The organism is Sphingosinicellaceae bacterium, assembly GCA_019285715.1.
In the GTDB taxonomy this organism is placed as follows: domain Bacteria; phylum Pseudomonadota; class Alphaproteobacteria; order Sphingomonadales; family Sphingomonadaceae; genus Glacieibacterium.
In genome coordinates this window covers 1,585,684-1,608,057 of the sequence record CP079108.1, presented here as the reverse complement: position 1 = coordinate 1,608,057, position 22,374 = coordinate 1,585,684, and the positions used below count along the sequence as shown (strand labels likewise).

Below are 22,374 nucleotides of genomic sequence, written 5' to 3'. Positions count from 1 at the left end.
GGGATTTGGTGGGTCGGATCTGACGTAAATCGATGGGGCTGGCTGAGCCACATTTTGCAGATCGCTTCGTAAGGGGGTGAGGCCTTTGAGTGTCTTGAGTCTGCGGCCGAAGTTGTAGGCGGCGATGAAGTCAGCAAGATGCTGCCTGAGCTGATCGTGATCATCGTTGTGGTAGCGTTTGACGGTCGCTTCTTTGATTGTGCGGTTCATTCGTTCGACCTGTCCATTCGTCCAGGGATGTCGCGGCTTAGTCAGGCGATGTTCGACGTCGAGATCGGCGCAGGCGGCCTCGAAGGCATGGCCGCGAAAGAGCATCTTCTGTGCCCGCATCACCTTGATGTCCTCGGGCGTCCAGCCGTCACCGGTCGGGTCGGTGAAGTGCGTGCCATTGTCGGTGAGCACGGTGTGCACCTTGTAGGGCACGGCGGCAGCGAGAGCGCGGAGGAAGTCACCGGCGACCCGCCTTGTCGCCTTCTCATGAAGCTCGATGAAGGCGAACTTGGAGGTACGGTCGATCGCGACGAACAGGTAGAGCTTGCCCTGCTCGGTGCGAACCTCGGCGATGTCGATGTGGAAGTAGCCGATCGGGTAACTCTTGAACTTGGCGCGAGTGGGCGCGTCGCCCTCGATCGACGGAAGCTGCGAGACGCCATGTCGCTGCAGGCAGCGGTGGAGCGACGAGCGCGTCAGATGCGGGATGCTGGCCTGGAGCACGTAGAGGCAATCGTCCAGCGGCAGTAGCGTGTGCCGTCGAAAGGCGACGATCACCGCCTCGTCCTCGATCGACAGTACGGACGATCGGGCGACCTTGGGGCCTGTCGGCAGGTCGGCCGTCGACGTACGCCCCTTCCACTTGGCGACGGTCTTCTGGTTGATGCCGTGGCGCTTGGCCAGCTCCCTCAGGCTCGCTTGACTATGCTGTATCGCTAGCCTGCCCCGGACTTGATCCGGGGGACTGCCTCAGTCGTCGTGGCGCTCCCATGGAGTACCTGGTCCATAGCGCCTCCTTCCAGCTCGCGGTGAATAATGCACCCTCAAAGCCTGGGATCAAACATCTAGGCGATCCCCCACCCCGAATCGCGCCAGAGGATGCCGCGAAAACTAAATGGGGCACCCTTTTAGGGTGCCCCATAAATCCGCCCCGTTCGAGCCCGTCCTAAAAGTGAACCTGTGCACCAGCGTAGAAACGGCGACCGAACGGGTCGTAGACGTCGGCTGCAGTCTCCGTCCCGGTGATGTTGCCGTAGAACACCGTGTCCTCAAGCTGCGGCGGCTTGCGATCGAAGACATTGCTCACCCCGACGAAGAACTCGAATTGGTCCTCATTGCCAGCCTTAACGTTGACTTGGACGTCATGATAGAAGCGCACCCCAATGTTGCTGTGCGCGGCGATACCGGGAGCCAAGCCTTCCGGATCGAATTCATCAGGGACGGTGTCCTTCATCTTGCTGAGGAAGGTCGTCGACCACGCCACCGTCATTGGCCCGACGGGAATCGCGCAGTCGATTAGCCACAAGATTCCGATTAGGTTCCAGTGATGCGGCAGCGCGCTAGCCTCGGGCCCATTGCATGGGTGGTGGTCGTCCCATCGTAGCCCGACCGCGATATCGGTCGCATCCGAATTCGTCGTGTCGCGGGAACTGATATGGTCAATCGACAGGCGCCGCGAGCGCAGCAATTTTTTTCGGACTGGCATTGGACTATCCGCCCACAGCACGCTCGATCATTTTTTGCCACGTCGTTCGGTTGCGAGATCATCACGACGTGCGACGCCCCCTTGATCTCGACGGTCTGCTTCGCGCCAGCGCGCTTTGCCATGAAGGCGTGCAGCGCTGCAGGTATATTCCTGTCGAGCGAGCCGTAGATGAACCATGACGGGGTCGTCTTCCAGGCGGTCTCCCCAGCGGCCTCGTTCAGCGCCGCCTCGGTGACCGGGCGCTGCGTCGCCGCCATCTGCATCGCTGCCGGCTCGGGCACATCGGCGGCGAACTGCTGCCAGTATTTTGCCGGATCGATGTAGAGGTCCTTGTCGCCGCTGGCCTGCACGACCGGCGGGGCCAGCGCCTGGCCGAGCGTGCCGGTCGGGAAGCGCGCGCCGAGGCTGGCGGCGCTTTCACCGGGCTCGGGGGCGAGGCCGGCGACGAAGACCAGTCCCTTGACGTTGGCCGCACCGCTCGCCGCGACCGCGATGACTTCGCCGCCGTAGGAGTGGCCGACGAGCCCGGACAGCGCCAGCGGCACGTCGAGCAGGCCGACTACGGGCACGATCCACGCCGGCGTCGAGTGCGCCACCTGCTGGCGGCTGCCCATCCAGCGGTCGATGACCAGCCAGGCGAAACCCAGCATCAGGGCTGCTCCGACGATCCACATAACTTGGGCGAGGCGTAGCGCCACGGGGGCAATCACGATTGGCAGCAGCAGCAGGCTGATGATCATCGTCCCGAACAGGTTGCCGGCGATCGGATGGCGGAATTCGGCGCGTATGGCGTTGGGCGCGGCGAGCGCCTTCACGAGATACGCGGTACCGACCGCCGCGAACGCCAGCACCGCAAGGACGGCAATGGCGTTCGCCACCCATTCCGGTGCGCCGTAGCGCCCTGCCGCCAGCCGCCAGGCGACGCTCAGCCCCGACAGGCCCATCACCGAGCCGAACAGCGCGACCGGCAGGTATTCGAGCCTCCGGGTCGCGCCGGCGGGTGTCGATCCACCTGCGTCGCGCTGAATCGGCGGCACCAGTTCGAGGCCGGGCGGCTCAGCCATCGTACGCCCTCGGCCGGTCCGCCTGGCGTGGTTCGGCTAAGGCGGCGACGTGGCACCGGTCCAAGCTCGCTCTCGAGCTTGGACACTGGCTGCGCCCGCCTCCGCCAGCCGCAGCAGCGACGACTTCCGCAACAGCGCAATCAGGACAAGGCGGAGATGAGCTGCCTCCTCATACCGCTATCTTGGCACACAGACGTCGTCGGAGGCGTCGACCCCACCGCTCATTTTCAAATGAGGAGTTTCGATTGCAATGCGTCTCTCTTATTGAACCCAGTAGGAGACGACGATGACGGACGAAGGCAGCCACAAAAGCGCTCCTAGCGACAACGAAGCGGTTATCCGCAATCTTTACCAAGTAGCGGAGGTGAAAGATTATCATGGCTTTGCTGAGCTATTTATCGAAGATGGCGTTTTTATCGACGAGGGTTCCGGCTACGCATATCATGGGCGGGAAGAGATCGCCCGCGCCGCAAAGATATACGCAACGGCAATGCCCGATATGCATCGCGAACTTTACGACGTGTATGTCGTTGGCAACCGGGTTGTCGTGGAACTGTCTCTGAACGGTACGAGCGTGGGGCCTCTCGAAATTCCCGGCGTCGGTTTTATCCCGCCAACGGGCAAGGTCGTGAAAGCCCCTTGTTGTGACGTGTTTCTCCTTGATGGTGGCAAGGTCGCCTCGTTTCATTGTTACCAAGAGATGCGCTGAGCAGCTTGGGCGCTCTTAGGTAGCGATTTCGCGCCTTCAAACTAAGGTGACTGTGCGCTGGTAGGGCTCATGGCTTCCAGCTCAGCCTGGGTTGGGGCCGCGGGGCAGGTCCAATTGACGCAACAACTCAGCCCACTCCGCGGGCAGGTCCTGAGTGAGCGTCAGCCGATCTACGCGGCGACGGCGAAAGCCTTGGGCTTTCCTCAGTCCATAGCATGAGCGCTCGTTGTCCAGCTGGTTGCGGCTGCGTGCAAGGTCGAGGACATTGATCGACCGCGCGACCGGCGCACGGCCATCTTACCCGGGCGTCGGCGGCACTCGTGGTAGCGGCATGAAGGCGCCGCGATGATTCCACCGGGCGCGCGGGTGTGGTATGGAACGTCAAATCAGACGTGAAAGCGCAGGAGATTACGGTGTTACCGACCTACAGCGATAAGCCGGTGACGCTCGAAGAATTTAGCCGAGACGTCGAGCGTCGCCGTGTTGAGAGTGGCATCACCACGGTGCCCCGCAATTCTGGAAAGCGTCGCACGGCGAGCAAGCGCGCGCTGCTCGCCGCGATCGAGGCAGCAGGCGGAAAATGGTGAGCACCTAGATCATCGCGTGGATCATTGCTCGCACTGAACAAGATCCGCGCAGGCTCACGTCGACGCGGGTTGTTACGTAAACGGCCGCTGTGCTCGTTATGCTAAGCGGCGACGGCGAGCGTTGCGGGCTTCCGCCAGTTCCAGGGCATGAGCAGTTCGAGGTGGAGCTGGCTGCGACCACGTGCGAGCTGGTCGAGAACGTCGGCGAGCCAGGCTCCGGGATCGATGCCGTTGAGCCGGGCGGTCTCGAGTGCGGTATAGATGATGGCGGCGCGTTCGCCGCCTTTGTCGGAGCCGAGGAACAGGAAGTTCTTGCGGGTGACGGCGATGCCGCGAAGCGCGCGTTCGGCGGCATTGTTGTCGATGGCGAGCCGGCCGTCGGCGATGAACCGGGCGAGTGCGTCCCAGCGGCTGAGGGCATATTGCAGGGCCTGGGCCAGTTCGTTCTTGCACGATAACCGCCGCCGCTCGGTCTCCATCCAGATGCGAAGGTCGGCCAGCAGGGGCGCCGAGCGTTCGGCACGGACGGTCCGGCGACGCTCGGGCGGCAGGCCGTTGATGTCGCGCTCGATGTCGTACAGCGCGCCGATCCGGCGCAGACCCTCGGCGGCGATCGGCGACTGCGTCTTCTGGTGGACGTCGTAGAGCTTGCGCCGGGCATGCGCCCAGCAGGCGGCGTGGACGATGCGCTGAGCCTGTCGTCCCGGCTGCGTCTTCGACCGGGTCAGCGCTTCGTAGCCGGCATAGCCATCGGCGTGGATGTAACCGGTAAAGTCGCTATGTGCCCAGCCGGGCGTTCGCCCTTGCGGTCCTGGCTGTACAGGTAGAGCGCTGCCGGCGGTCGATCGCCTGCCCAGGGTCGTTCATCGACAACATAGGTCCAGATGCGCCCGGTCTTCGTTCGGCGATTCCCGGGTGCGAGCACACCGATCGGCGTATCATCGGTATGGATCGCCGGGGCCGCCATGACGTGGCGGCCGATCGCCTCGGCGACCGGGGCCAGCCACCAGGCGGCGCGCCCGACCCAGTCGCACAGCGTCGCGCGGTCGGTATCGACGCCGCCGCGTGCGATGATCCCGGCCTGGCGGTAGAGCGGTAGGCCGTCGATGTATTTACCGACGACGACGTTGGCGATCAGCGCCGGACCGGGGCGACCCTTCTCGATCGGCAGGTCGGGTGCCGGTGCCTGGATGATCGTCTCGCACGACCGGCAGCTCAGGCGCGGCCGGATATGACGGATGACCTTCAACTGCGCCGGGATGCGTTCGAGGACCTCGGTGACGTCCTCGCCGAGCTTCGACAGGCTCGTCCCGCCACAGCACGGACAGGCGTCGCCGGGATGGTGCAGGATCTCCTCGCGCGGCAGGTGCGGCGGCAATGGGCGACGTACCGGATGACGACGGATAGGCTCGCCCGACGTCGACGCCACCCCTAGGGCGACCCGCTCGGCTTCGCCCTCTTCGAGGTCTTCGAGCAAAAGCTCGAGTTGGGTAATCTCGGCGTTGAGCTTCTCCGACGATCGCCCGAAGCTCATCCGGCGCAGGACGGCCAGCTGAGCCTTTAGCTGTTCGATAATCAGCTTGGCGCCGGTCAGCTCGGCGCGAGCGACCGCCAGCTCGGCCTTCAACCGGGCGACCTCATCGGGGTCGGATGCGGCACTCGTCACAGAGCCGATAATACACCGTGACCATCACCGCTGCGACGACGATCGGCCTCGGTAATCCTGTCCGATTCACTATGCCGCGTCGGCGTCAGGCGGCGACTTCGGGTCGCCAGCTTCGCTCGACGTTGCGCCAGTCGATACCCTCGAGCAGCATCGACAGCTCGGCCGCCGATAGTCGGACCGAGCCTTCCTTCGCCGCCGGCCAGAGGAAGCGGCCGCGCTCGAGGCGCTTGGCGAACAGGCACATGCCCTGGCCATCCCACCAGATCGCCTTGACGAGATCGCCGCGCTTGGCCCGGAACACGAACAGCGCGCCGTCGTGCGGGTCGCGGGCGAGCACGGTCTGCACCTGCGCTGCCAGCCCATCGAAACCGCGTCGCATATCGGTCCGCCCGCACGCCAGATCGACCCGCGTCCCCGCCGGCAGCGCGATCACCGGCGGACAAGCACGTCGAGCACCCGCGCCAGCGCCCCGGCATCAACGTCGCCGCCGAGGCGCAGCTTGGTACCGCTTGGCAACTCGACCTCGATAGTGCCCGCCGCCGCGCGATCGGAGACTGGCAACGCCACAGGGGGCGTCGGTCTCACCTCCGGCGCGGGCAACGCCATGACTTCCGGCTCAGCAACGAACTCGCACCTTACAAATCCGTCGGTCGCCGCCGTCAGAAGCTGCTTGCGCCACGTGTACAGCAGGCCTGTCGAGATGCCGTACCGACGGGCGATCTGGGTCGGCACCGCCCCGGGCGCGCAGCTCTCCTGGACGATCGCCATCTTCTGTTGCGGGTGCCAGCTGCGACGCCGTTCGGCCCGCGAGATCGATGTCGGCGCTCCGCTGAGAGACGTCTTAAGAGTCTCGTACGACGTCTCATCATCCGTCACGCCCGCCTCCGCCAACAACAGCAGTGACGACTCCCGCGCCAGCGCGGTCACGACAAGGCGGGGATCAGCTGACGCTTAAGGTCCTGAGCGTTATCAAAGCCAATTAGATCCGCGTCATTGCCGCGCCCGCCTGCTCGCCCTTGATGCCCTGGTTGAAGTCGGTTGCCAGCGCCTCACGGGTGAAGGCATCGACCACCGTCAGCGCCCGCAGCCTTCGACCGTTGAAAGCTCGTCGGAGACAAAGCCCATCGACCACATCTCGTTCGCTGCCGACGCTGCAGGTTGACGGGCGCGCTGCGCAGCGATGAGGTTGCGCCGGGGCTTCTTGAACCGAAGGCTTAGTCATTATCGATCGGCGTCGGTTGACGGACCTTGCAGCGCTCCGATCAGAGCACGCGCGGCGAGCGTGGCCGCGAATGCCCGATCGCCCGCGATCATGATGCCCTCTGCCGTGCCGCGCGGCGTTAGATCGAGCTGCATCGGAACAGCGGCTACCGGCTTGCCTGCAGCGAGAAGGTTTCCGATCAGGGTGCCCGCAAGGTTGCCATCGTCTGGCGGCCACACGCGCCCGGTTACCCCAAAGCATAGGGCCCCGTCGAAATCCGATGCATCAACAGCAGCGATTTCGAGCATGTCGGTGATCGCATCACGCGCCGCCTGATCGTGGCGGAGCCGGGTCATCAACGGCGAGGCGCTCGTACGATAACCTTCAGATGTCCGGAGCGCAGGATCACCACCTTGCAGCGAAGCTAACACAACGTCGACGCCTGCATCCAGGAAAAGGAAATAGGGCTCGATAAAATGCTCGAAATCCACCGTAGGACTGGCCCCCGCCTGCGGCTCTCCCACCAATATCATCAATATCCGCATCAAGCCCCTTTCGCATGTAGCAGACGACCCTGTGCACTCAGCGAGAAGCAGCGACCGGCCCTTGTGACCGGTCACATCCTGGAGAAGGGCACCAGTGGTCGTTAGTCTCTCCGCGTCCACACCCGCGCGAGGCCATGAGTTGCTGCACGGCGCGCGCCATGTGCTTCTCCACCGCGCTCACCGAAATCTCGAACTGTGCGGCTATATCCTTGTAGTTCTGTCCTTCGAGCCGGCGAAGGACGAAAATCGCCCGCGTCCGTTCGGGCAGGTTTATCAGTGCTGTTACCACGGCCTGCAACGTCTGACGGCTCTCGGCGACCCGCCCCGCATCAAAATCGGTACCACTGTGACGCTCGCTGTCGAACGGCACCTGGTCGTCGGCGTGACGGACGGTGCGGCGGCGATGGCGGTCGGCAAGCACGCTGGCGGCGGTCTGGAAGACATAGCCACCAAGGTTCTCGACCTCGCCGCCCCGGCGCGCCGCAATCCGCACGAAGACCTCCTGAACGAGATCCTCGACGTCGTTGATGTCACGCAGCTTGCGCCGGAAGTAGCGGACCAGCGCCGGGCGAAAGGCGACCACGTCCTGCGGACGCATCGGCGTCGATGTTGCCATCGCGGTCACGCCCGCCACAGACGGGACCTGAGCGCTTGCGAGCATCAGGGGGAGTCGTTCGGAGGCTTGGCCGGATGCGTGCGCAGCGGCCTCCTGGGCCTGTTGGGGTGCTGACGCTTCGGCGATACCGTTATCGCGATCAGACCTGCGCGGCCGCTCGATTTTCCGGAAACTTGTCCGACCCGAAAGCCTTGAGCGTACGAGGTTCTGGCCCCGGCCGCTGGCGTTCACCGCTTCTGTCAGTGAGCGCTGGAAACGGAACGACGATGCGCTCCAAACCTTTGCAGCCACGCTGACTAGAGGACCCGTTAAACGATGGGGATCAGAGAACGGCCCCTGCGTCGACACAGACACGATGCATAAACTCGGCATCTCTTTAGCCTTCCTTGCGTCAGTGGATGACGGATCGGAGGAGACATTCGCTTTCGTGAGCGACGACCGCCAGTTATCGGTTGTGAAGAAGTGTTGCACTTCTTCATGACCGCGATCTGGCTTCGCCGTACCACCTCCGGTAGACCAGAGGGCGGCAAGCGGCCGGAGGATTTAGATGGATTCCCTTCTCGATCCCGCGAGGCAGGAGAGCTTTGCCTTCGAAGGCTTCCAGCTCTTTCCAGCTGCGCGGTTGCTAACGCGCGGGAGCGTCAACATTCGTGTGGGCAGCCGCTCGCTCGACATCCTGATCGCGCTTGTCGCGCAGGCCGGCGAAATTATGGGGAAGGACGACCTCATCGCCGCTGTTTGGCCCGACACGATCGTCGAGGAGAGCGCGCTCAGAGTCCACATCTCGACATTGCGCAAGGCGTTGGGCGATGGAGAGGGCGAATTGCGCCTGATCGCCAACGTTCCCGGCCGTGGATACAGCTTTGTGGCGCCTGTCACCTTGCTCGGCAGCCACAGCGCATCGACCGCGCAGCCCGTAACGACCAGGCGATCCGCTTCCCGGCTGCCTGCAACGCTGACGAAAATCATCGGGCGCACAGAAGTTGTGAACGAGGTGTCACGATCGATAATGGACCGGCGCCTCGTCTCGATCGTCGGGCCCGGCGGCATGGGAAAAACTACTGTCGCGCTTGCGGTCGCGCGAAGCCTTTCGGCGGACCCCGGACACGAAGTCGCATTTGTCGACCTGGGGCAGATCGGCGACCCCACGCTTGTGTCCGGTGCCGTGGCCACCGCCCTCGGACTACCGGTTCGGTCCAGCGACGTGATAGACGATATCGTGGCGGCCGTCAGCGGGCGGCGTCTGCTTCTGCTTTTTGACAGTTGCGAACATCTTGTCGATGCCGCCGCCGACCTAGCCGAGAAGCTTCTCGGAATGGCGCCCGACCTCAAGATCCTCGCCACCAGTCGCGAGGCGCTCAGGGCGGAGGGTGAGTGGGTCCACCGCCTCAAATCACTGGAACTGCCGCCTCATTCGATCACGCCTACGGCAATCGAAGCGCTCGACTTTCCGGCGGTCGAGCTGTTCGTCGAACGCGCTTCCGCCGTTCTTGGTGGTTATCGGCTTATGGACGCACAAGCCCCGCTGGTGGCGGACATCTGCCGCCGTCTGGACGGTATTGCCCTTGCGATCGAACTCGCTACTGGCCGCCTCGATGGCATGAGCGTCGAGGCTCTGGCGGCGTCGCTCGATGACCGTTTTCAAATTCTGACGCGGGGTCGTCGCACCGCTCTCCCGCGGCACCAGACGCTGCGCGGCGCGATCGATTGGAGCTACGGCATATTGTCAATTGGCGAGCAGACGGCCCTGCAGCGCCTGAGCGTCTTCGTCGGGCCGTTTACGCTTCAGGCGGCGCGCAGTGTCGTCGCCGGTGGCGATTTGACGGCCGCCGCTATCGACGAAATCTTGCTCAACCTGGTCGCAAAGTCTTTGGTGACAGCTGACGCGCAGGGCGGCGATGCGCGCTATAGACTGCTCGATACGATGCGTGCGTATGCGGGAGAAAAGCTACAGGATGCGGACGACACCCAACGCGTGCGGCGCATCCATGCCGTTTTTTTTCGCGATCTCTTGAGCGGCACCGACACGAACTGGACTGCTCGCTCAGCGGCCGAATGGACCACAGAGAATGGTGGCCAGCTCGCCAATTTGCGGGCGGCGATCGACTGGGCCTTCGCCGAGCAGGGCGACGGCGCGATCGGGGTTGCGTTGACAGTGAACGCTATCCCGCTGTGGTTTCAACTTTCGCTCGTCGACGAATGCATCGGTCGGGTCCAGTGCGCGCTGACCTGGCTTGAAACATCACCGGATCCACACCCGCGAGCCCGGATGCAGCTTTATGCGGGGCTTGGCTTTCCGCAGATGCGTGGGGTTGCGGGCTTTCCCAGCGGAGCAGCGGCGTGGCGCACTGCTCTCGCAATCGCTGAGGAGATCGGCGACCTCGATTATCAGGGGCGGTCTTTATGGGCCCTGTGGACCGACCGCGTGAACAGCGGGGAAGCCCGCGAAGCGATGGACTTCGCGAGCTGTTTCGCCGAACTCGCAGAAACCTATCCTGCGGGAGCCGATCCCTTGATCGCGGAGCGCATGCGCGCAAGGTCTGAACTGTTGCTGGGGGAACCCGACGAGGCGCATCGTCGTGTAACGGCGATGCTCATCCAGTACGAGCCGCAGAACGGGCGAACAGACGTCGCAAGGTTCCAGTATGACCAGCGCAGCGTGGCGCGTGTCACGCTCGCGCGGGCGTTATGGCTGAAAGGATTCGCCGATCAGGCGTTGAACGAGGTCGAGAACAATCTTGCGCTTGTCGCCGCTACAGGCCATATACTTTCCCTCGCGCACGTGCTCTCTGATGCGGCGTGTTTCATTGCGCTGTGGCGCGGCGATCTTGATCTTGCCGAGCGCTACGTCGCGTCCCTCCGTCTGCATACGTCGCTCCAGGCATTGGACGTGTGGCACATGTATGGGGACTGTTTCGAAGCCGAAATTCGCATCCGCCGCGGAGACACGAAACGCGGCATCGAGCAGCTACGAGCCGGGATCGACACCCTGCATCGAGCCGGCTTCGTGTGCTATCACACGGCCTTCGTCGGAGTGCTTGCCGAAAGCCTTCGGGCAAGCCGCCAGCCCGGGTTGGCACTTGCCTCCGTTGATGAGGCCCTTGCCGTCTGTGCGCGGACCGGGGAGGCATGGTGCATGGCGGAACTGAAGCGGATTCGGGCCGACATCCTGTTGGATCTCGGCGACGTAGACGAGGCGGAGCAGGTTTACGACAGCTCGTTCGTGCTGGCGCAGTCGCAAGGCGCCCGCGCGTGGGAACTGCGGACCGCAATATCATGGGCACGCGCGGCGCGGACAGAGAACCAAGCGAAACAAGGCGCCCAGCGTCTGCGCACAGTCCTCGATCGATCCACCGAAGGCTTCGACACCGTCGACTTCAATGCTGCAGTGTCTCTTCTCGCCGCACTCGGATAAGCCGGCGCTGGACAGCGGCGAGGGCTACGGAGTGCGTCGCGTGGGCCGCGTCTGAGGGGCTGTGTCGCGGCGATCATAAAAGGTAAATATTTGACCATGCAAATTCGACGAAATGCGTTGAACTGAAATCCCGAAATTAACTCTTAGAGCTGGACAAATGCTGGGCATCGACGCCACAACGTGGACCGTTTCTTGACGCCAACGATGGCACGACGGTTGTTCGGGTTCGATAACATGTACCCCAAATCCCGATTTCACCTTCTGAAATCAATCCGACATCAGCGATCATATCCGGACTTCCAGGAGATGAACACTTGTCGGAGAGAAGTTCGCGTCGCGGAGTATTGCTTGTCACCGGGCTTGGAGGTGTGGGGTTGGCTGCATCTGCCTGTTCGCGGGGAAAGCCTCGATCTCAAACGCCGCGCCTTTGAACGTCAATGAGATTGTTCTGCCGCCTGCAACCGAATCGCTGTCGGATTTCAAGCTGTCGATTCCCACGGGTGCGCTGAGTGATCTGAAGAAGAGACTCGCTAAAACCCGATGGCCGGACAAGGAAACGGTCGACGACTGGTCGCAAGGAGCCCCGGTCGAGAAGATAAAGGCGCTCACCGAGTATTGGCGGTCTGCGTACGATATGCATCGCCTCGAACGGCGGCTGAATGCCTTTCCGCAGTTCCGGACGCGGACCGACGGTCTGGGCATCCACTTCTTGCATGTTAAGTCGCAGAATCAGAGTGCGCTGCCGCTGATCATGACGCACGGGTGGCCGGGGTCGGTGGTCGAGTTCCTTAAAGTGATCGGGCCGCTTACCGATCCGGAAGCTCATGGCGGCAAGGCCGAAGACGCCTTCCATGTCGTGACCCCGTCGCTCCCTGGTTATGGCTTTTCGGACAAACCCACCTCACGCGGATGGTAAGCGTCAGCCGATCCCCGCCTTGTCCTGATCGCGCTGTTGCGAGAGTCGTCGCTGCTGTGATTGGCGGAGGCGGGCGTGGGTGAAGATGAGACGTCGTACGAGACGCTTAAGACGTCTCTTAGCGAGGATTTGGCGCTGGCGCCCCGCTCGGAGCGGCGACGCAGCTGGCACCCTCAGCAGAAGATGGCGATCGTCCAGGCGAGCCGCGCCCCGGGTGCCGGGCCGACGGCGGTGGCCCGTCGCTACGGCATCTCGACCGGCTTGCTGTACACGTGGCGCAAGCAGCTGCTGACCGCGGCGACCGACGGGTTTATCCGCTGCGAGGTTGTTGCCGAGCCTGCAGCGGTGGCGTTGCCGGTTCCGGACGTGAGATCACTTCCGGCGGCGTTGCCGGTTCCCGATCATCCCGCAGCAAGTACGATCGAGGTCGAGCTGCCCGGTGGCACGAAGCTGCGCCTCGCTGGCGACGTTGACCCCGGTGCACTGGCACGGGTGCTCGAGGCGCTTCGCCGGTGATCGCGCTGCCGGCGGGTATGCGCGTCTATCTGGCGTGCGGGCGAACCGATATGCGGCGCGGCTTCGACGGACTGGCAGCGCAGGTGCAGACCGTCCTCAGCCGCGATCCACACGACGGTGCGCTGTTCGTCTTCCGGGGCAAGCGCGGTGATCTGGTCAAGGCGATCTGGTGGGACGGCCAGGGCATGTGCCTGTTCGCCAAGCGCCTCGAGCGCGGCCGCTTCCTGTGGCCGGCAGCGAAGGACGGCTCGGTGCGGCTGTCGGCGGCGGAGCTGTCGATGCTGCTGGAGGGCATCGACTGGCGCAATGTCGAACGGAGCTGGCGGCCCGAAGTCGCCGCCTGACACGGCGCGACATAGTGACTCGGATGCGTGATCGGCATTGATCGTCGTCGCAGCAGGGCTGGTCACGGTGTAATATCCACCCGTGACGAGCGCCGTATCCGACCCTGACGAGGTCGCCCGGTTGAAGGCCGAGCTGGCGGTCGCTCGCGCCGAGTTGACCGGCGCCAAGCTGATTATCGAACAGCTCAAGGCCCAGCTGGCCGTCCTGCGGCGGATGAGCTTCGGGCGGTCGTCGGAGAAGCTCAACGCCGAGATCACCCAGCTCGAGCTGCTTCTCGAGGACCTCGAGGAGGGCGAAGCCGAACGCGTCGCCACGGTCGCTGTACCGGCGTCGGGCGAGCCGACCCGCCGGCATCCGGTGCGCCGGCCGTTGCCGACGCATCTGCCGCGCGAGGAGGTCCTGCACCATCCCGGCGACGCCTGCCCAGGCTGCGGCGGCACCAGCCTGTCGAAGCTCGGCGAGGACGTCACCGAGGTCCTCGAACGCATCCCGGCGCAGTTGAAGGTCATCCGCCATATCCGCCCGCGGCTGAGCTGCCGGTCGTGCGAGACGATCATCCAGGCACCGGCCCCCGACCTGCCGATCGACAAGGGCCGCCCGGGTCCGGCGCTGATCGCCAATGTCGTCGTGGGTAAATACATCGACGGCCTGCCGCTCTACCGCCAGGCCGGGATCATCGCGCGCGGCGGCGTCGATATCGACCGGGCGACGCTGTGCGACTGGGTCGGGCGCGCCGCCTGGTGGCTGGCTCCGGTCGCGGAGGCCATCGGCCGCCACGTCATGGCCGCACCGGTGATCTTTACCGATGACACCCCGATCGGCGTGCTGGCACCCGGGAACCGGCGAACAAAGACCGGGCGCATCTGGACCTATGTCGTCGACGAACGACCCTGGGCGGGCGATCGGCCACCCATGGCGCTCTACCGGTACAGCCAGGACCGCAAGGGCGAGCGGCCAGCCGAGCACCTGACCAACTTTGCCGGCTATATCCACGCCGACGGCTACGCCGGCTACGAGGCGCTGACCCGCTCGAAGGCACCTCCGGGACAACAAGGACAGCGCATCGTTCATGCCGCGTGCTGGGCGCATGCCCGGCGCAAGCTCTACGACGTCCACCAGAAGACCAGCTCGCCGATCGCCGCCGAGGGACTGCGCCGCATCGGCGCGCTCTATGACATCGAGCGCGACATCAACGGCCTGCCGCCCGAGCGACGCGGAGCCGTCCGTGTCGAGCGCTCCGCGCCGTTACTCGCCGATCTGCGCACCTGGATGGAGACCGAGCGTCGGCGCCTGTCGGGAAAGAACGAGCTGGCCAAGGCACTGCAGTATGCCCTCGGCCGCTGGGCCGCGCTTGCCCGGTTCACAGTCGACGGCCGCCTCGCCATCGACAACAATGCCGCCGAGCGCGCCCTCCGCGGCATCGCCGTCACGCGCAAAAACTTCCTGTTCCTCGGCTCCGACAAGGGCGGCGAACGCGCTGCCATCGTCTACACCGCACTCGAAACCGCCCGGCTCAACGGCATCGACACGGAAGCCTGGCTCGCCGACGTTCTCGACCAGCTCGCACGCGGCCGCAGCCAGCTTGACCTCGACCCGTTGATGCCCTGGAACTGGCGGAAGCCCGCCACTCTCGCGATCGCTGCGTAGATCGGCTGACGCTTACTCTGGAGCAGGCTTATGAGCGGCAGATACAAGCTTATATGGGGCGGCCGGGTGGCCGCCCCCGATGATGTTCCTACGCCTTCGGCATGAGTACGGCATCGATCACATGAATGACGCCGTTCGTGCACTCGACGTCCGCCTGGGTGACGTGCGCGCCATTAACGCTAACCCCGTGATCAGTCGTGATGTGAAGGTGTTCACCCCCGACTGAAGCAGGGGACATCGGCCCCGTGATATCCGCCGCCATGACCTTGCCAGAGACGACATGGAGGGTGAGGATTGCAGTGAGCTTCGCCTTGTTCTCAGGCTTCACAAGCTCTTCTACCGTACCAGCGGGAAGCTTCGAGAACGCATCATCCGAAGGCGCGAAGACGGTGAATGGGCCATCGCTCTTTAGCGTCGCGCCAAGATCCGCAGCGGTGACAGCGGCAACCAGGGTTTTAAACGAACCGGCAGCAACGGCAGTATCGACGATATCGTGCATAATGTTTCCCTTTTCAGAGTCGTTGACCAATGTGGATAGCAACGACCTCGGTGATATAACCCACGCTCATCAGAAGGTTTAGTGCAACAGATATGGTGCGGCACTTTGCCTTTGTTTCATTCAGGCTACACTATTGAGTTAAATAGCCACAGATTATCTGGCCCAGCGTCAACTCGGGCCACCGCCTTGTACTTTTCCCTTAAGACAGTACCCCCGCTATAAGTTCGTTATCGCAGCGCTCTTGTCCCAAGGGCAGCAAGTGCCTGTGACCTCCGGCGCTGCCCCAGAGCGCGTCTTTTCAGCACTACCGGTGCCAGCATGTGCGGGACGGTGAGGATCGCCAAGGCCATGAAGGTCGCTGCGGTCAGTCGTTGTGTCACGGTCAATCCACCGTGCAGAACATAGACGCCGCTGACAATCGCCAGCGCGGCACCGGTAACCGGCGCCACAATTGGCAGCCAGCGCCACGGACGCCAGCGCTGCGCCGCCCGGCGTGCCGCGATAAAATGGCGTGGCGAATGGAAAAGGCAGAAGAACACTGCGAACCCGGTCACCGGAGGCAGCGTAATCAAGGCGGCCAAGCTAGCCGTCGCCGCTGCCGCGGCAGCATAGTGACCCCCTTTCGTCATCGCGACCACGCCAACTGCAGCCATTGCCAGAAGCGTCGGGGCGGCAAGCAGCAGCCCATCGGCAAGATAGGCGCCGGCGGGCGCGTCCGTTAGCGCGACGAAGATCGCCGCCACTGAATCGTGATGAACCACTGTTGGCGCAGCCATCAGTGCGGCGGCGATGCTGGTGGCTAGGAACTTCGATTCCACAGCCTCCCAGTCTTCAGCGAAATGAAACACGGCGATGACGACAAACCCGGCCAAGGCGACGACTGGAGCAGCAAGCCAGACCAGCGCCGTCAGGACGGCGATGCCTAAATAGACTGCGACGATCGTGGCGGTGCCGCTGGTATTATAAGCCAAGCGGCGGATGACCTCGATATCGAGCGCTCCGTGGGGCAAGCCGAAGACCAGAATTGCCACGCACGCCAGAAACTGCGGACCGCTCCCCGACAGCGGCACGCCACAAGCCGCCGCCATCATGACCGAGGTGGCCAGAATGATGGCGGCGGTAGCGCCCGGGAAGTTCGATTCGATCAATTCAGCTGGTGGTGATGCCATGCGTCGGGGTTCCGTCGCGTGGATCATCTAGGCTCCAGAACGGCTGCCGACGAAGGGCTCGTCACGCTCGGCCGCCGATTTTCTGACCGCGATGTTATAGACCAGAACGCCGAGGCCGACCTTGGAAATGATATCGGCGAACGTGTAGCCGATCTGGACCCCGGTCGTGACCGCGCCGCCACTCAGTCCGGTATAGGGCAACATGTAGACAAGGGGGTAGAACCCCCACGATGCGAAGGTCAGCAGGCGCGCACTCTTGATCAGACCGCGAACGCTTTCTGGCTGCCGATTGATCGAGTCACCCAAGCCTTTGAACAGCGACCACACGATGTAGATGAACGGAATGGTCGACAGCGTGCCCCACAAGGCGCGGGTAGCATTATCGCCGGCGATTTCGCCCGGGTAGCCCAGACCGATCATCAGTGCGGCCGCCAGTCCGAGACGGAATGAACGCGAGACGGTCTCGTCTTGCGGCAATTTCATGACGAGGATCAATTCGATAAGTAATAGTGGCACCGTCAACAGCCAGTCGACATAACGATAGGCATCGTTGAATGCGACTCCGGTTGCAGTCAGGACGCCGTTACGCAGGGTGTACGCATCCTCCCAACTGTTGAATATCCGGAAGTAATGATAAGCGGCAATTGCCGTTACCAGTCCAGAAATTACCAGTGCTGTCTTGTAGGACGTCGAGACCTGTGATCGGCCGAACCAGAGGAATACGGATGCAGCGGCCATAGTTGCTAAGGTGAACGAGAAGGCATTGTACACCAGTGTATACTGTCCCACCGACAATGGTATCATCACGTCATCCTGTGCTCGTGGGTTAGTTTCTCGCTACCCTAATCCGGTGTCTACACTTGAATTGCCATGCGGAACGATGCCACACGCGGCAAATACGCCGCAGCTCGTCGTTAACGATAGGATGAGGAACAACTGGCTGGACAATCGGACGGTGTCTCTTTGCAACCTATAGGCTTTTCGCAGGGGGTTTTCAGCGTCGCCCCCAAGACAGCGCCTTGTCCAAAACCGGACGTAAGCCTCCCGTCGCATTGCCTGAGAAGCAGACGTTACGTGCACCGCGCGCGTGTTTCCTTAGTGACCCCAGAGCTGATTGTTGTCGCCACTTAGCGAGATAATGAGGTTGGCCATGCCCGGTATGTCAGTTGGCGGCTCTCATGCTCGACCGAACCGCCTCGCTCGCAAATCGGGTTGCCAGCGACGAGCGCCTCCGCCGCGTCAATGTTGGCTGCGCGAGCACGAATATAACCCGCGACGTGGCTCGCTATTGATGATCACGTCTTGCCTTTTCGCATGATTTCTCCGACGCTGATCTCGCTTCCGCCCCGGAACGCATCCCGCCCTTTCAGTGACTCGAAGCAGTCGTCAGAGGTAAGCCTTGACCACCGGCGGATCCATGATCGAGCCACGTCGCCCGTCGCGACCATCGTGGCGCTATATATCGCGGCTGTCGCCGCGTGGGACCTAATCGCAATATATATCGCGGCTGTCGCCGCTTGGGACCTAATCGCAATGCGCTGAGATGAGTTCTGGCCGCCTTTAAAGCGCTGAGCTACGGCGCATTCTGACGAACGGCACGCTAAATCGAAGCTGTCAGCGTACCGACAGCCAAACATTTTATGAACTATCATAACGCATGGTCGGCGCGATCGTCCCCGATGATTTTGACCACGGCCTCGTGACCGAGCCGATGGACGTCGAGGTCGTGGGCAATGAGGTCGTCGTGAATAGCGGTAACAGCACGCTTGTACTCGACGCCAGTTCAGCCTTGGAATCTGGGCGACGTCTCATCCAAGCCGCCGCGCAAATCCGGCGATCGTGAAGTCTACCGCTGCGTTCTCGCGCGGCGACCCGCACTCCCGCCGCCCCTAAGCCCCCGTCGGAATATCTCCATGCAGCTCCCGCAGTCGACCTGACCGCCAAGCATGGTCCTTTGGTGCGTGATGCCGTCAATCAGCTGGCCGCAAAGCGCCAGCATTTCCGCACGTGGCGGCTTAGCAAGGTGCATCATCTATAACGCTCCATGACTACATGCGCCTAGGACAATTCGCGGCGCGTAGCGGCATCAACGACCGAAACCTCAATAGGAAGCTGGAGCACGCCTGACACGGCTCGTTAGCCATTCCGCCGACGGACGAAACAAAGTTGGGACGTTGCCGGGGACGGCACCTGACGGGCGGTCGATGATGCCCCGCCCGGATTAATACGTTGCCTAGTGCTATCGGAGTCGCAGCAATAGCGTTTCCCATTCCTGCGGGATTTCATGCGGCGACTGTACCTTGTGCATGTCTCTGAGCGTGGCGCCGATACTGGCAGCTCGCACTTTATCGAATGCGGGGAAGTGCGGTCCGTTAAGCCTTTGCATAGGCTTATCTTTATTCGCCACGCTACTTGCTCCACTACTGCAACGATAACTGCGGCAGCATCAACAGAGTTCCGCACGAAACCGTACGAACTATAATTAAGCGGTTTTGAGCAGCAAAACGGCAAGCCGAGGGGGCCTTACGAGTTATTACGTACTCGATACAGCCACATAAGCGCGGTACGGTTGCGCACTTCCGACGGCGTCAAGCGAGTCGGGGGCTGAGAGACATCGAGTGCTCCCGCAGGGTAGGAGAGCGCAAACATGGACCTTCAATCGAAGCTCTACTATCTCACGCGCAGTCAGGCCCACCGTGCTATGGCTGCAGTCGCTGTCGGCGATCACGCCCGAGGAGCTCACACGGAACTGGCAGCGCGCTATGCCTCCAAAGCGGAGGATGTCGCCTACCGACAAGTCGAACCTCGAATGCCGTGCATTGATGCGGTGATCGCGAATGAGAATGCGCGCCGTCGAGGCGACTGAAATCTGGTTACGTTACCAACGCTGGTGGACGCAAATTCGCGTATCGCGGAGCCCCTCGACCTTAGTATCTGCTTCGGCGGCGCGCCTCGAGCGTCTCAACTGCCACCATCAGTAACCGTGCCGTTTCGCGCGCCGCTTCCATCGATAAGGACGCAGCTGCCGAGGTAAAACCGTCGACGACTATCTCATCACCAATCAGATCCACCGTAAGCGGCGCGTCGCTAACAGGTGGCATAGCGATTTCATGGTCGAGCATGACTGTGCCCCTCTCCCAGTGAATACCGGCAATATGAGAAGTAGTTCCTCTTTCCACTTCCAAAATGGCCGACAGGGGATTGGTCCGTGCTAGCGCGACGTGTATCGCCGTTGCGTGTCGATGAAATTGGCGGCTTCAACCAGTTGCCGTGCCATTTCGCGAGCCGCATCAGCGGATATCGGCTGAGACGATGACCAGAAGCCCTTGACGGTGATTTCACCATCGAAAATGTCAACGGTCAGCGGCCTGATGCTCACGCGGGCCACCCTGAAGCTGTTTTCTGGAATAGCCGCATCCTCTCAGAGCATTCACTACCTCGCCAACCATAGGCCCGTATGTACGGTTCGATGCCGAAAGTTGATACCCGCCTCAGCTGTACGACGTGCTGACAGGGCAGCCCCTGGGCAACGGGGGTCTTAACCACCTTCAAGCTGAGCACTCGCAGCGCTTTCGCCTGTCACCGAACTCGCCATCGCAGTTGGCCGATGACGGTGCAAAAGGTAGCTCGGAGAAAAGGCCGCCCGCGTATTTCTAGAGGGAAATCCGTAAGGAGGCGCGGGCGGCTCATGCGTGTCGTGCTGCACGCGTTGATGAATTGGCGGGAGAGCTTGTGCCACTTGCCAAAGGATGGCGCTCAGCGGGCTCCCTATCAGCCGTTACGAAAGCGTATAGACTTTTATGGTAGCGGTTGTCGGTCGACCCTCGGGGAGGACGTCGCGCACTGGGGAAAGACAAATGCCCGCCGTTTTCGACAAACCGCTGACAGTTAACATCGTCGCTGAGGGGATTGTGGTGGACAGTTGCAGTTCGCCCCACCCCGCGCTTACCAACGATGCCGCCATTGAGACTGCACGGCTGATTACGATGGCTGTGGATACGGTTGCTAGACGGACAGAGGACTTGGTCTAAGTCGACGGAGGCAACTCGAGTAGCGCGGGCCAGCGCCTCCCCTGATTTACCGGGCCAGAAGCCCGCGCCCCGGAATAAACGACGGCCGACTAGAAGCCGCCTACCAGCATGCTAGACCGATCGTTAGCAGCGGATACAACCACTGCGTTTTATGCTTATCCCTGGGAACTGGCGTGCAATGATTTTGCTTCTCGGGATGGCGGCGTCAATCACTGTCCTCGGTGTTGGCGTCAGTGACGACGCAGTCACCCGTTCGGCTCTCGCTCTGTGCGACGTTCCAGCATGTAGGCAGGTCTACCTCAACGCTCGGGATAGCTTGAGATCGGCTTTTGAGGCTCCGGCGGTAGACAGCGAAACGCGCGCCCTGATCGCCCGCTCGATCCGGGACAAGAGTCGTGGCGAGCTCGTCGACTGGGAAGCCGCGCTCGCTCAGTACAAATTGCTCAAGAGCGTTGATGACTACAACAACCGTTTCAAGCCGAAGCCGCCGCCTACGGCTGTGGATAGGCTTCTAACCTAGACCCCATGCGATTCAGAGCCAACCCCCTGCAGCCGTTCCAAGATCCCAGTCGCGGTGGGGTCACGGTCGGCGCCGATCGCGACCCCACCGCGGCTGAGATTTCTTTAACAACCTCAGGCGCTTGCACCGAGTAGGAGAGGGGGCCGACTTTGGAGCCGATCCACAGGTGCCGTTAGGCGCCGAGTTTGGCTCTCTAAAGAGGACGCTTCCCTTCACTTTTTGCTTCCTGAGGCAATGACTTCGCCACCCATTCCGTAGCACTCATCAGACCTGGGGCAATATAATTAAGAAAACGACTTTTTAATCAGATTAGCTTCGTGGCTTACAAACTTGAGACGATCTTTCGACAGCTATTCATACAGACGGTCGAACCTGAATCATTAATAGGCCGATACGGCGGAATATTATCGTAGATAATACTTGTGTTATTATTGCTTTGGGCCATATTCTATTTTGTGAACAGCTGTTCACCGGCGCCGGACGGGGGCGTTGTGTCTCTCACCCAGGGCTTGGGGGTTAGTAATGCGCATCCTGATTATCGAGGACGACCGCCTTATGTCACGGTCCATCGAGCTAACGCTTGGCGGTGCCGGGCTCGAACACGAGACTGCAGCGACCGGCGAGGACGGCATCGAGCTGGCTCGCGTATACGACTACGACGCGATCCTGCTCGACCTGACGTTGCCGGACCTTCACGGTTATGAAGTACTCCGGCGCCTGCGTGTCGCCCGGATCGGCACGCCGGTCATCATCCTGACCGGCAACAGCGAGACCGAATCCAAAATTTCGGGTTTCGGCCTCGGTGCCGACGACTATGTTACCAAGCCTTTCCAACGTGCTGAGCTTCTGGCGCGGATCCACGCGTTGGTGCGGCGTTCAAAAGGCCACGCCCGTTCAGTCGTAGTGACCGGCGCGATGTCGATCGATCTGTCGGCGCGAACGGTCGAAGTTGGTGGACGCCGCGTTCACCTGACCGGAAAGGAATATGCGATTCTCGAGATGCTGTCGCTCCGGAAGGGAATGACGCTGACCAAGGAGATGTTCCTAACCCACCTCTACGGCGGCCGCGACGAGCCCGAGCTCAAGATTATCGACGTCTTCATCTGCAAGCTGCGGAAGAAGCTGTCGGCGGCGGGCGCCGGCGCGTCCGGGTGTATCGAGACGGTGTGGGGCCGCGGCTATGCGCTGCGCGATCCCGAGGTGCCGATGGACGAAGTGCGCGCCGCCTGAGT

Annotated in this window: 21 protein-coding genes and 2 pseudogenes; 10 read left to right on the top strand and 13 right to left on the bottom strand. The window is 62.3% G+C overall.

What is annotated here, in order from left to right; translation table 11 throughout:
• Positions 1-8 precede the first annotated feature (8 nt).
• The 3 genes and pseudogenes from KX816_07460 to KX816_07450 form a co-directional block, all read right to left on the bottom strand.
• A pseudogene (locus KX816_07460) lies at positions 9-924 on the bottom strand (IS481 family transposase).
• A gap of 232 nt (positions 925-1,156) precedes the next feature.
• Positions 1,157-1,480, bottom strand: coding sequence for a TonB-dependent receptor (locus tag KX816_07455; protein ID QXQ07823.1), 324 nt, complete (start codon positions 1,478-1,480; stop codon positions 1,157-1,159).
• Between the two features lie 44 nt (positions 1,481-1,524).
• The gene (locus KX816_07450; GenBank protein ID QXQ08450.1) at positions 1,525-2,436 is read right to left on the bottom strand and encodes an alpha/beta fold hydrolase; all 912 of its coding nucleotides are present in this window, start codon (positions 2,434-2,436) and stop codon (positions 1,525-1,527) included.
• Between the two features lie 610 nt (positions 2,437-3,046).
• Between KX816_07450 and KX816_07445 the strand changes: the two genes are divergently transcribed.
• Both KX816_07445 and KX816_07440 read left to right on the top strand, forming a co-directional pair.
• Complete coding sequence (locus KX816_07445; GenBank protein QXQ07822.1) at positions 3,047-3,469, top strand: nuclear transport factor 2 family protein; 423 nt, start codon at positions 3,047-3,049, stop codon at positions 3,467-3,469.
• A 392-nt stretch (positions 3,470-3,861) separates the two neighbouring features.
• Positions 3,862-4,056 (top strand): hypothetical protein, encoded by a 195-nt coding sequence (locus KX816_07440; protein QXQ08722.1) that lies wholly within the window; start codon positions 3,862-3,864, stop codon positions 4,054-4,056.
• A gap of 101 nt (positions 4,057-4,157) precedes the next feature.
• On the opposite strand, the pseudogene KX816_07435 reads toward KX816_07440, so the two are convergent.
• The 5 genes and pseudogenes from KX816_07435 to KX816_07415 all read right to left on the bottom strand — a co-directional run bounded on the left by KX816_07435 (position 4,158) and on the right by KX816_07415 (position 8,555).
• A pseudogene (locus KX816_07435) lies at positions 4,158-5,734 on the bottom strand (IS66 family transposase).
• Positions 5,735-5,807: 73 nt separating this feature from the next.
• Entirely contained in the window at positions 5,808-6,155 is a 348-nt protein-coding gene (gene tnpB, locus KX816_07430) for an IS66 family insertion sequence element accessory protein TnpB (protein QXQ07821.1), read from the bottom strand.
• Positions 6,152-6,649, bottom strand: coding sequence for a transposase (locus KX816_07425; GenBank protein ID QXQ07820.1), 498 nt, complete (start codon positions 6,647-6,649; stop codon positions 6,152-6,154). The genes tnpB (KX816_07430) and KX816_07425 overlap by 4 nt, the downstream gene beginning before the upstream one ends.
• Positions 6,650-6,943: 294 nt before the next feature.
• Entirely contained in the window at positions 6,944-7,468 is a 525-nt protein-coding gene (locus tag KX816_07420; protein ID QXQ07819.1) for a hypothetical protein, read from the bottom strand.
• A 37-nt stretch (positions 7,469-7,505) separates the two neighbouring features.
• Positions 7,506-8,555, bottom strand: coding sequence for an RNA polymerase sigma factor (locus tag KX816_07415; GenBank protein QXQ07818.1), 1,050 nt, complete (start codon positions 8,553-8,555; stop codon positions 7,506-7,508).
• A gap of 76 nt (positions 8,556-8,631) precedes the next feature.
• On the opposite strand from KX816_07415, the gene KX816_07410 reads away from it, so the two are divergent.
• From KX816_07410 to KX816_07390, 5 genes are all read left to right on the top strand, one after another.
• Entirely contained in the window at positions 8,632-11,499 is a 2,868-nt protein-coding gene (locus KX816_07410; GenBank protein ID QXQ07817.1) for a helix-turn-helix transcriptional regulator, read from the top strand.
• Between the two features lie 442 nt (positions 11,500-11,941).
• Complete coding sequence (locus tag KX816_07405) at positions 11,942-12,415, top strand: epoxide hydrolase 1 (protein ID QXQ08449.1); 474 nt, start codon at positions 11,942-11,944, stop codon at positions 12,413-12,415.
• 75 nt (positions 12,416-12,490) lie between these two features.
• Positions 12,491-12,931, top strand: coding sequence for a transposase (locus KX816_07400; GenBank protein QXQ07816.1), 441 nt, complete (start codon positions 12,491-12,493; stop codon positions 12,929-12,931).
• A complete protein-coding gene (tnpB, locus tag KX816_07395) occupies positions 12,928-13,275 on the top strand; it encodes an IS66 family insertion sequence element accessory protein TnpB (protein ID QXQ07815.1) in 348 nt (115 codons plus the stop codon). The genes KX816_07400 and tnpB (KX816_07395) overlap by 4 nt, the downstream gene beginning before the upstream one ends.
• Positions 13,276-13,357: 82 nt before the next feature.
• Positions 13,358-14,923, top strand: coding sequence for an IS66 family transposase (locus KX816_07390; protein ID QXQ07814.1), 1,566 nt, complete (start codon positions 13,358-13,360; stop codon positions 14,921-14,923).
• 88 nt (positions 14,924-15,011) lie between these two features.
• Here KX816_07390 and KX816_07385 read toward each other — a convergent pair whose 3' ends face one another.
• The 3 genes from KX816_07385 to KX816_07375 all read right to left on the bottom strand — a co-directional run bounded on the left by KX816_07385 (position 15,012) and on the right by KX816_07375 (position 17,395).
• Positions 15,012-15,422: a fasciclin domain-containing protein gene (locus tag KX816_07385; GenBank protein ID QXQ07813.1), complete on the bottom strand. Its 411-nt coding sequence runs from the start codon at positions 15,420-15,422 to the stop codon at positions 15,012-15,014.
• A gap of 227 nt (positions 15,423-15,649) precedes the next feature.
• Positions 15,650-16,618, bottom strand: coding sequence for a Brp/Blh family beta-carotene 15,15'-dioxygenase (locus tag KX816_07380; GenBank protein ID QXQ07812.1), 969 nt, complete (start codon positions 16,616-16,618; stop codon positions 15,650-15,652).
• Entirely contained in the window at positions 16,619-17,395 is a 777-nt protein-coding gene (locus KX816_07375) for a bacteriorhodopsin (GenBank protein QXQ07811.1), read from the bottom strand.
• 853 nt (positions 17,396-18,248) lie between these two features.
• Between KX816_07375 and KX816_07370 the strand changes: the two genes are divergently transcribed.
• Positions 18,249-18,434, top strand: coding sequence for a hypothetical protein (locus KX816_07370; protein ID QXQ07810.1), 186 nt, complete (start codon positions 18,249-18,251; stop codon positions 18,432-18,434).
• 1,084 nt (positions 18,435-19,518) lie between these two features.
• Here the strand turns inward: KX816_07370 and KX816_07365 are convergent.
• A complete protein-coding gene (locus tag KX816_07365; protein ID QXQ07809.1) occupies positions 19,519-19,713 on the bottom strand; it encodes a hypothetical protein in 195 nt (64 codons plus the stop codon).
• 89 nt (positions 19,714-19,802) lie between these two features.
• The gene (locus tag KX816_07360; protein QXQ07808.1) at positions 19,803-19,970 is read right to left on the bottom strand and encodes a hypothetical protein; all 168 of its coding nucleotides are present in this window, start codon (positions 19,968-19,970) and stop codon (positions 19,803-19,805) included.
• A gap of 830 nt (positions 19,971-20,800) precedes the next feature.
• On the opposite strand from KX816_07360, the gene KX816_07355 reads away from it, so the two are divergent.
• Positions 20,801-21,142 (top strand): hypothetical protein, encoded by a 342-nt coding sequence (locus KX816_07355; protein ID QXQ07807.1) that lies wholly within the window; start codon positions 20,801-20,803, stop codon positions 21,140-21,142.
• A gap of 522 nt (positions 21,143-21,664) precedes the next feature.
• Complete coding sequence (locus tag KX816_07350; GenBank protein ID QXQ07806.1) at positions 21,665-22,372, top strand: response regulator transcription factor; 708 nt, start codon at positions 21,665-21,667, stop codon at positions 22,370-22,372.
• Positions 22,373-22,374: the final 2 nt, after the last annotated feature.

What these genes read in the sequence shown, in the direction of transcription:
- KX816_07455 (QXQ07823.1), bottom strand. Translation starts at nt 1,480, where the DNA reads ATGACGGTGGCGTGGTCGACGACCTTCCTCAGCAAGATGAAGGACACC.
- KX816_07450 (QXQ08450.1), bottom strand. Translation starts at nt 2,436, where the DNA reads ATGATCATCAGCCTGCTGCTGCTGCCAATCGTGATTGCCCCCGTGGCG.
- KX816_07445 (QXQ07822.1), top strand. Translation starts at nt 3,047, where the DNA reads ATGACGGACGAAGGCAGCCACAAAAGCGCTCCTAGCGACAACGAAGCG.
- KX816_07420 (QXQ07819.1), bottom strand. Translation starts at nt 7,468, where the DNA reads ATGCGGATATTGATGATATTGGTGGGAGAGCCGCAGGCGGGGGCCAGT.
- KX816_07410 (QXQ07817.1), top strand. Translation starts at nt 8,632, where the DNA reads ATGGATTCCCTTCTCGATCCCGCGAGGCAGGAGAGCTTTGCCTTCGAA.
- KX816_07385 (QXQ07813.1), bottom strand. Translation starts at nt 15,422, where the DNA reads ATGCACGATATCGTCGATACTGCCGTTGCTGCCGGTTCGTTTAAAACC.
- KX816_07380 (QXQ07812.1), bottom strand. Translation starts at nt 16,618, where the DNA reads ATGATCCACGCGACGGAACCCCGACGCATGGCATCACCACCAGCTGAA.
- KX816_07375 (QXQ07811.1), bottom strand. Translation starts at nt 17,395, where the DNA reads ATGATACCATTGTCGGTGGGACAGTATACACTGGTGTACAATGCCTTC.
- KX816_07370 (QXQ07810.1), top strand. Translation starts at nt 18,249, where the DNA reads ATGGTCGGCGCGATCGTCCCCGATGATTTTGACCACGGCCTCGTGACC.
- KX816_07365 (QXQ07809.1), bottom strand. Translation starts at nt 19,713, where the DNA reads ATGCTCGACCATGAAATCGCTATGCCACCTGTTAGCGACGCGCCGCTT.
- KX816_07355 (QXQ07807.1), top strand. Translation starts at nt 20,801, where the DNA reads ATGATTTTGCTTCTCGGGATGGCGGCGTCAATCACTGTCCTCGGTGTT.
- KX816_07350 (QXQ07806.1), top strand. Translation starts at nt 21,665, where the DNA reads ATGCGCATCCTGATTATCGAGGACGACCGCCTTATGTCACGGTCCATC.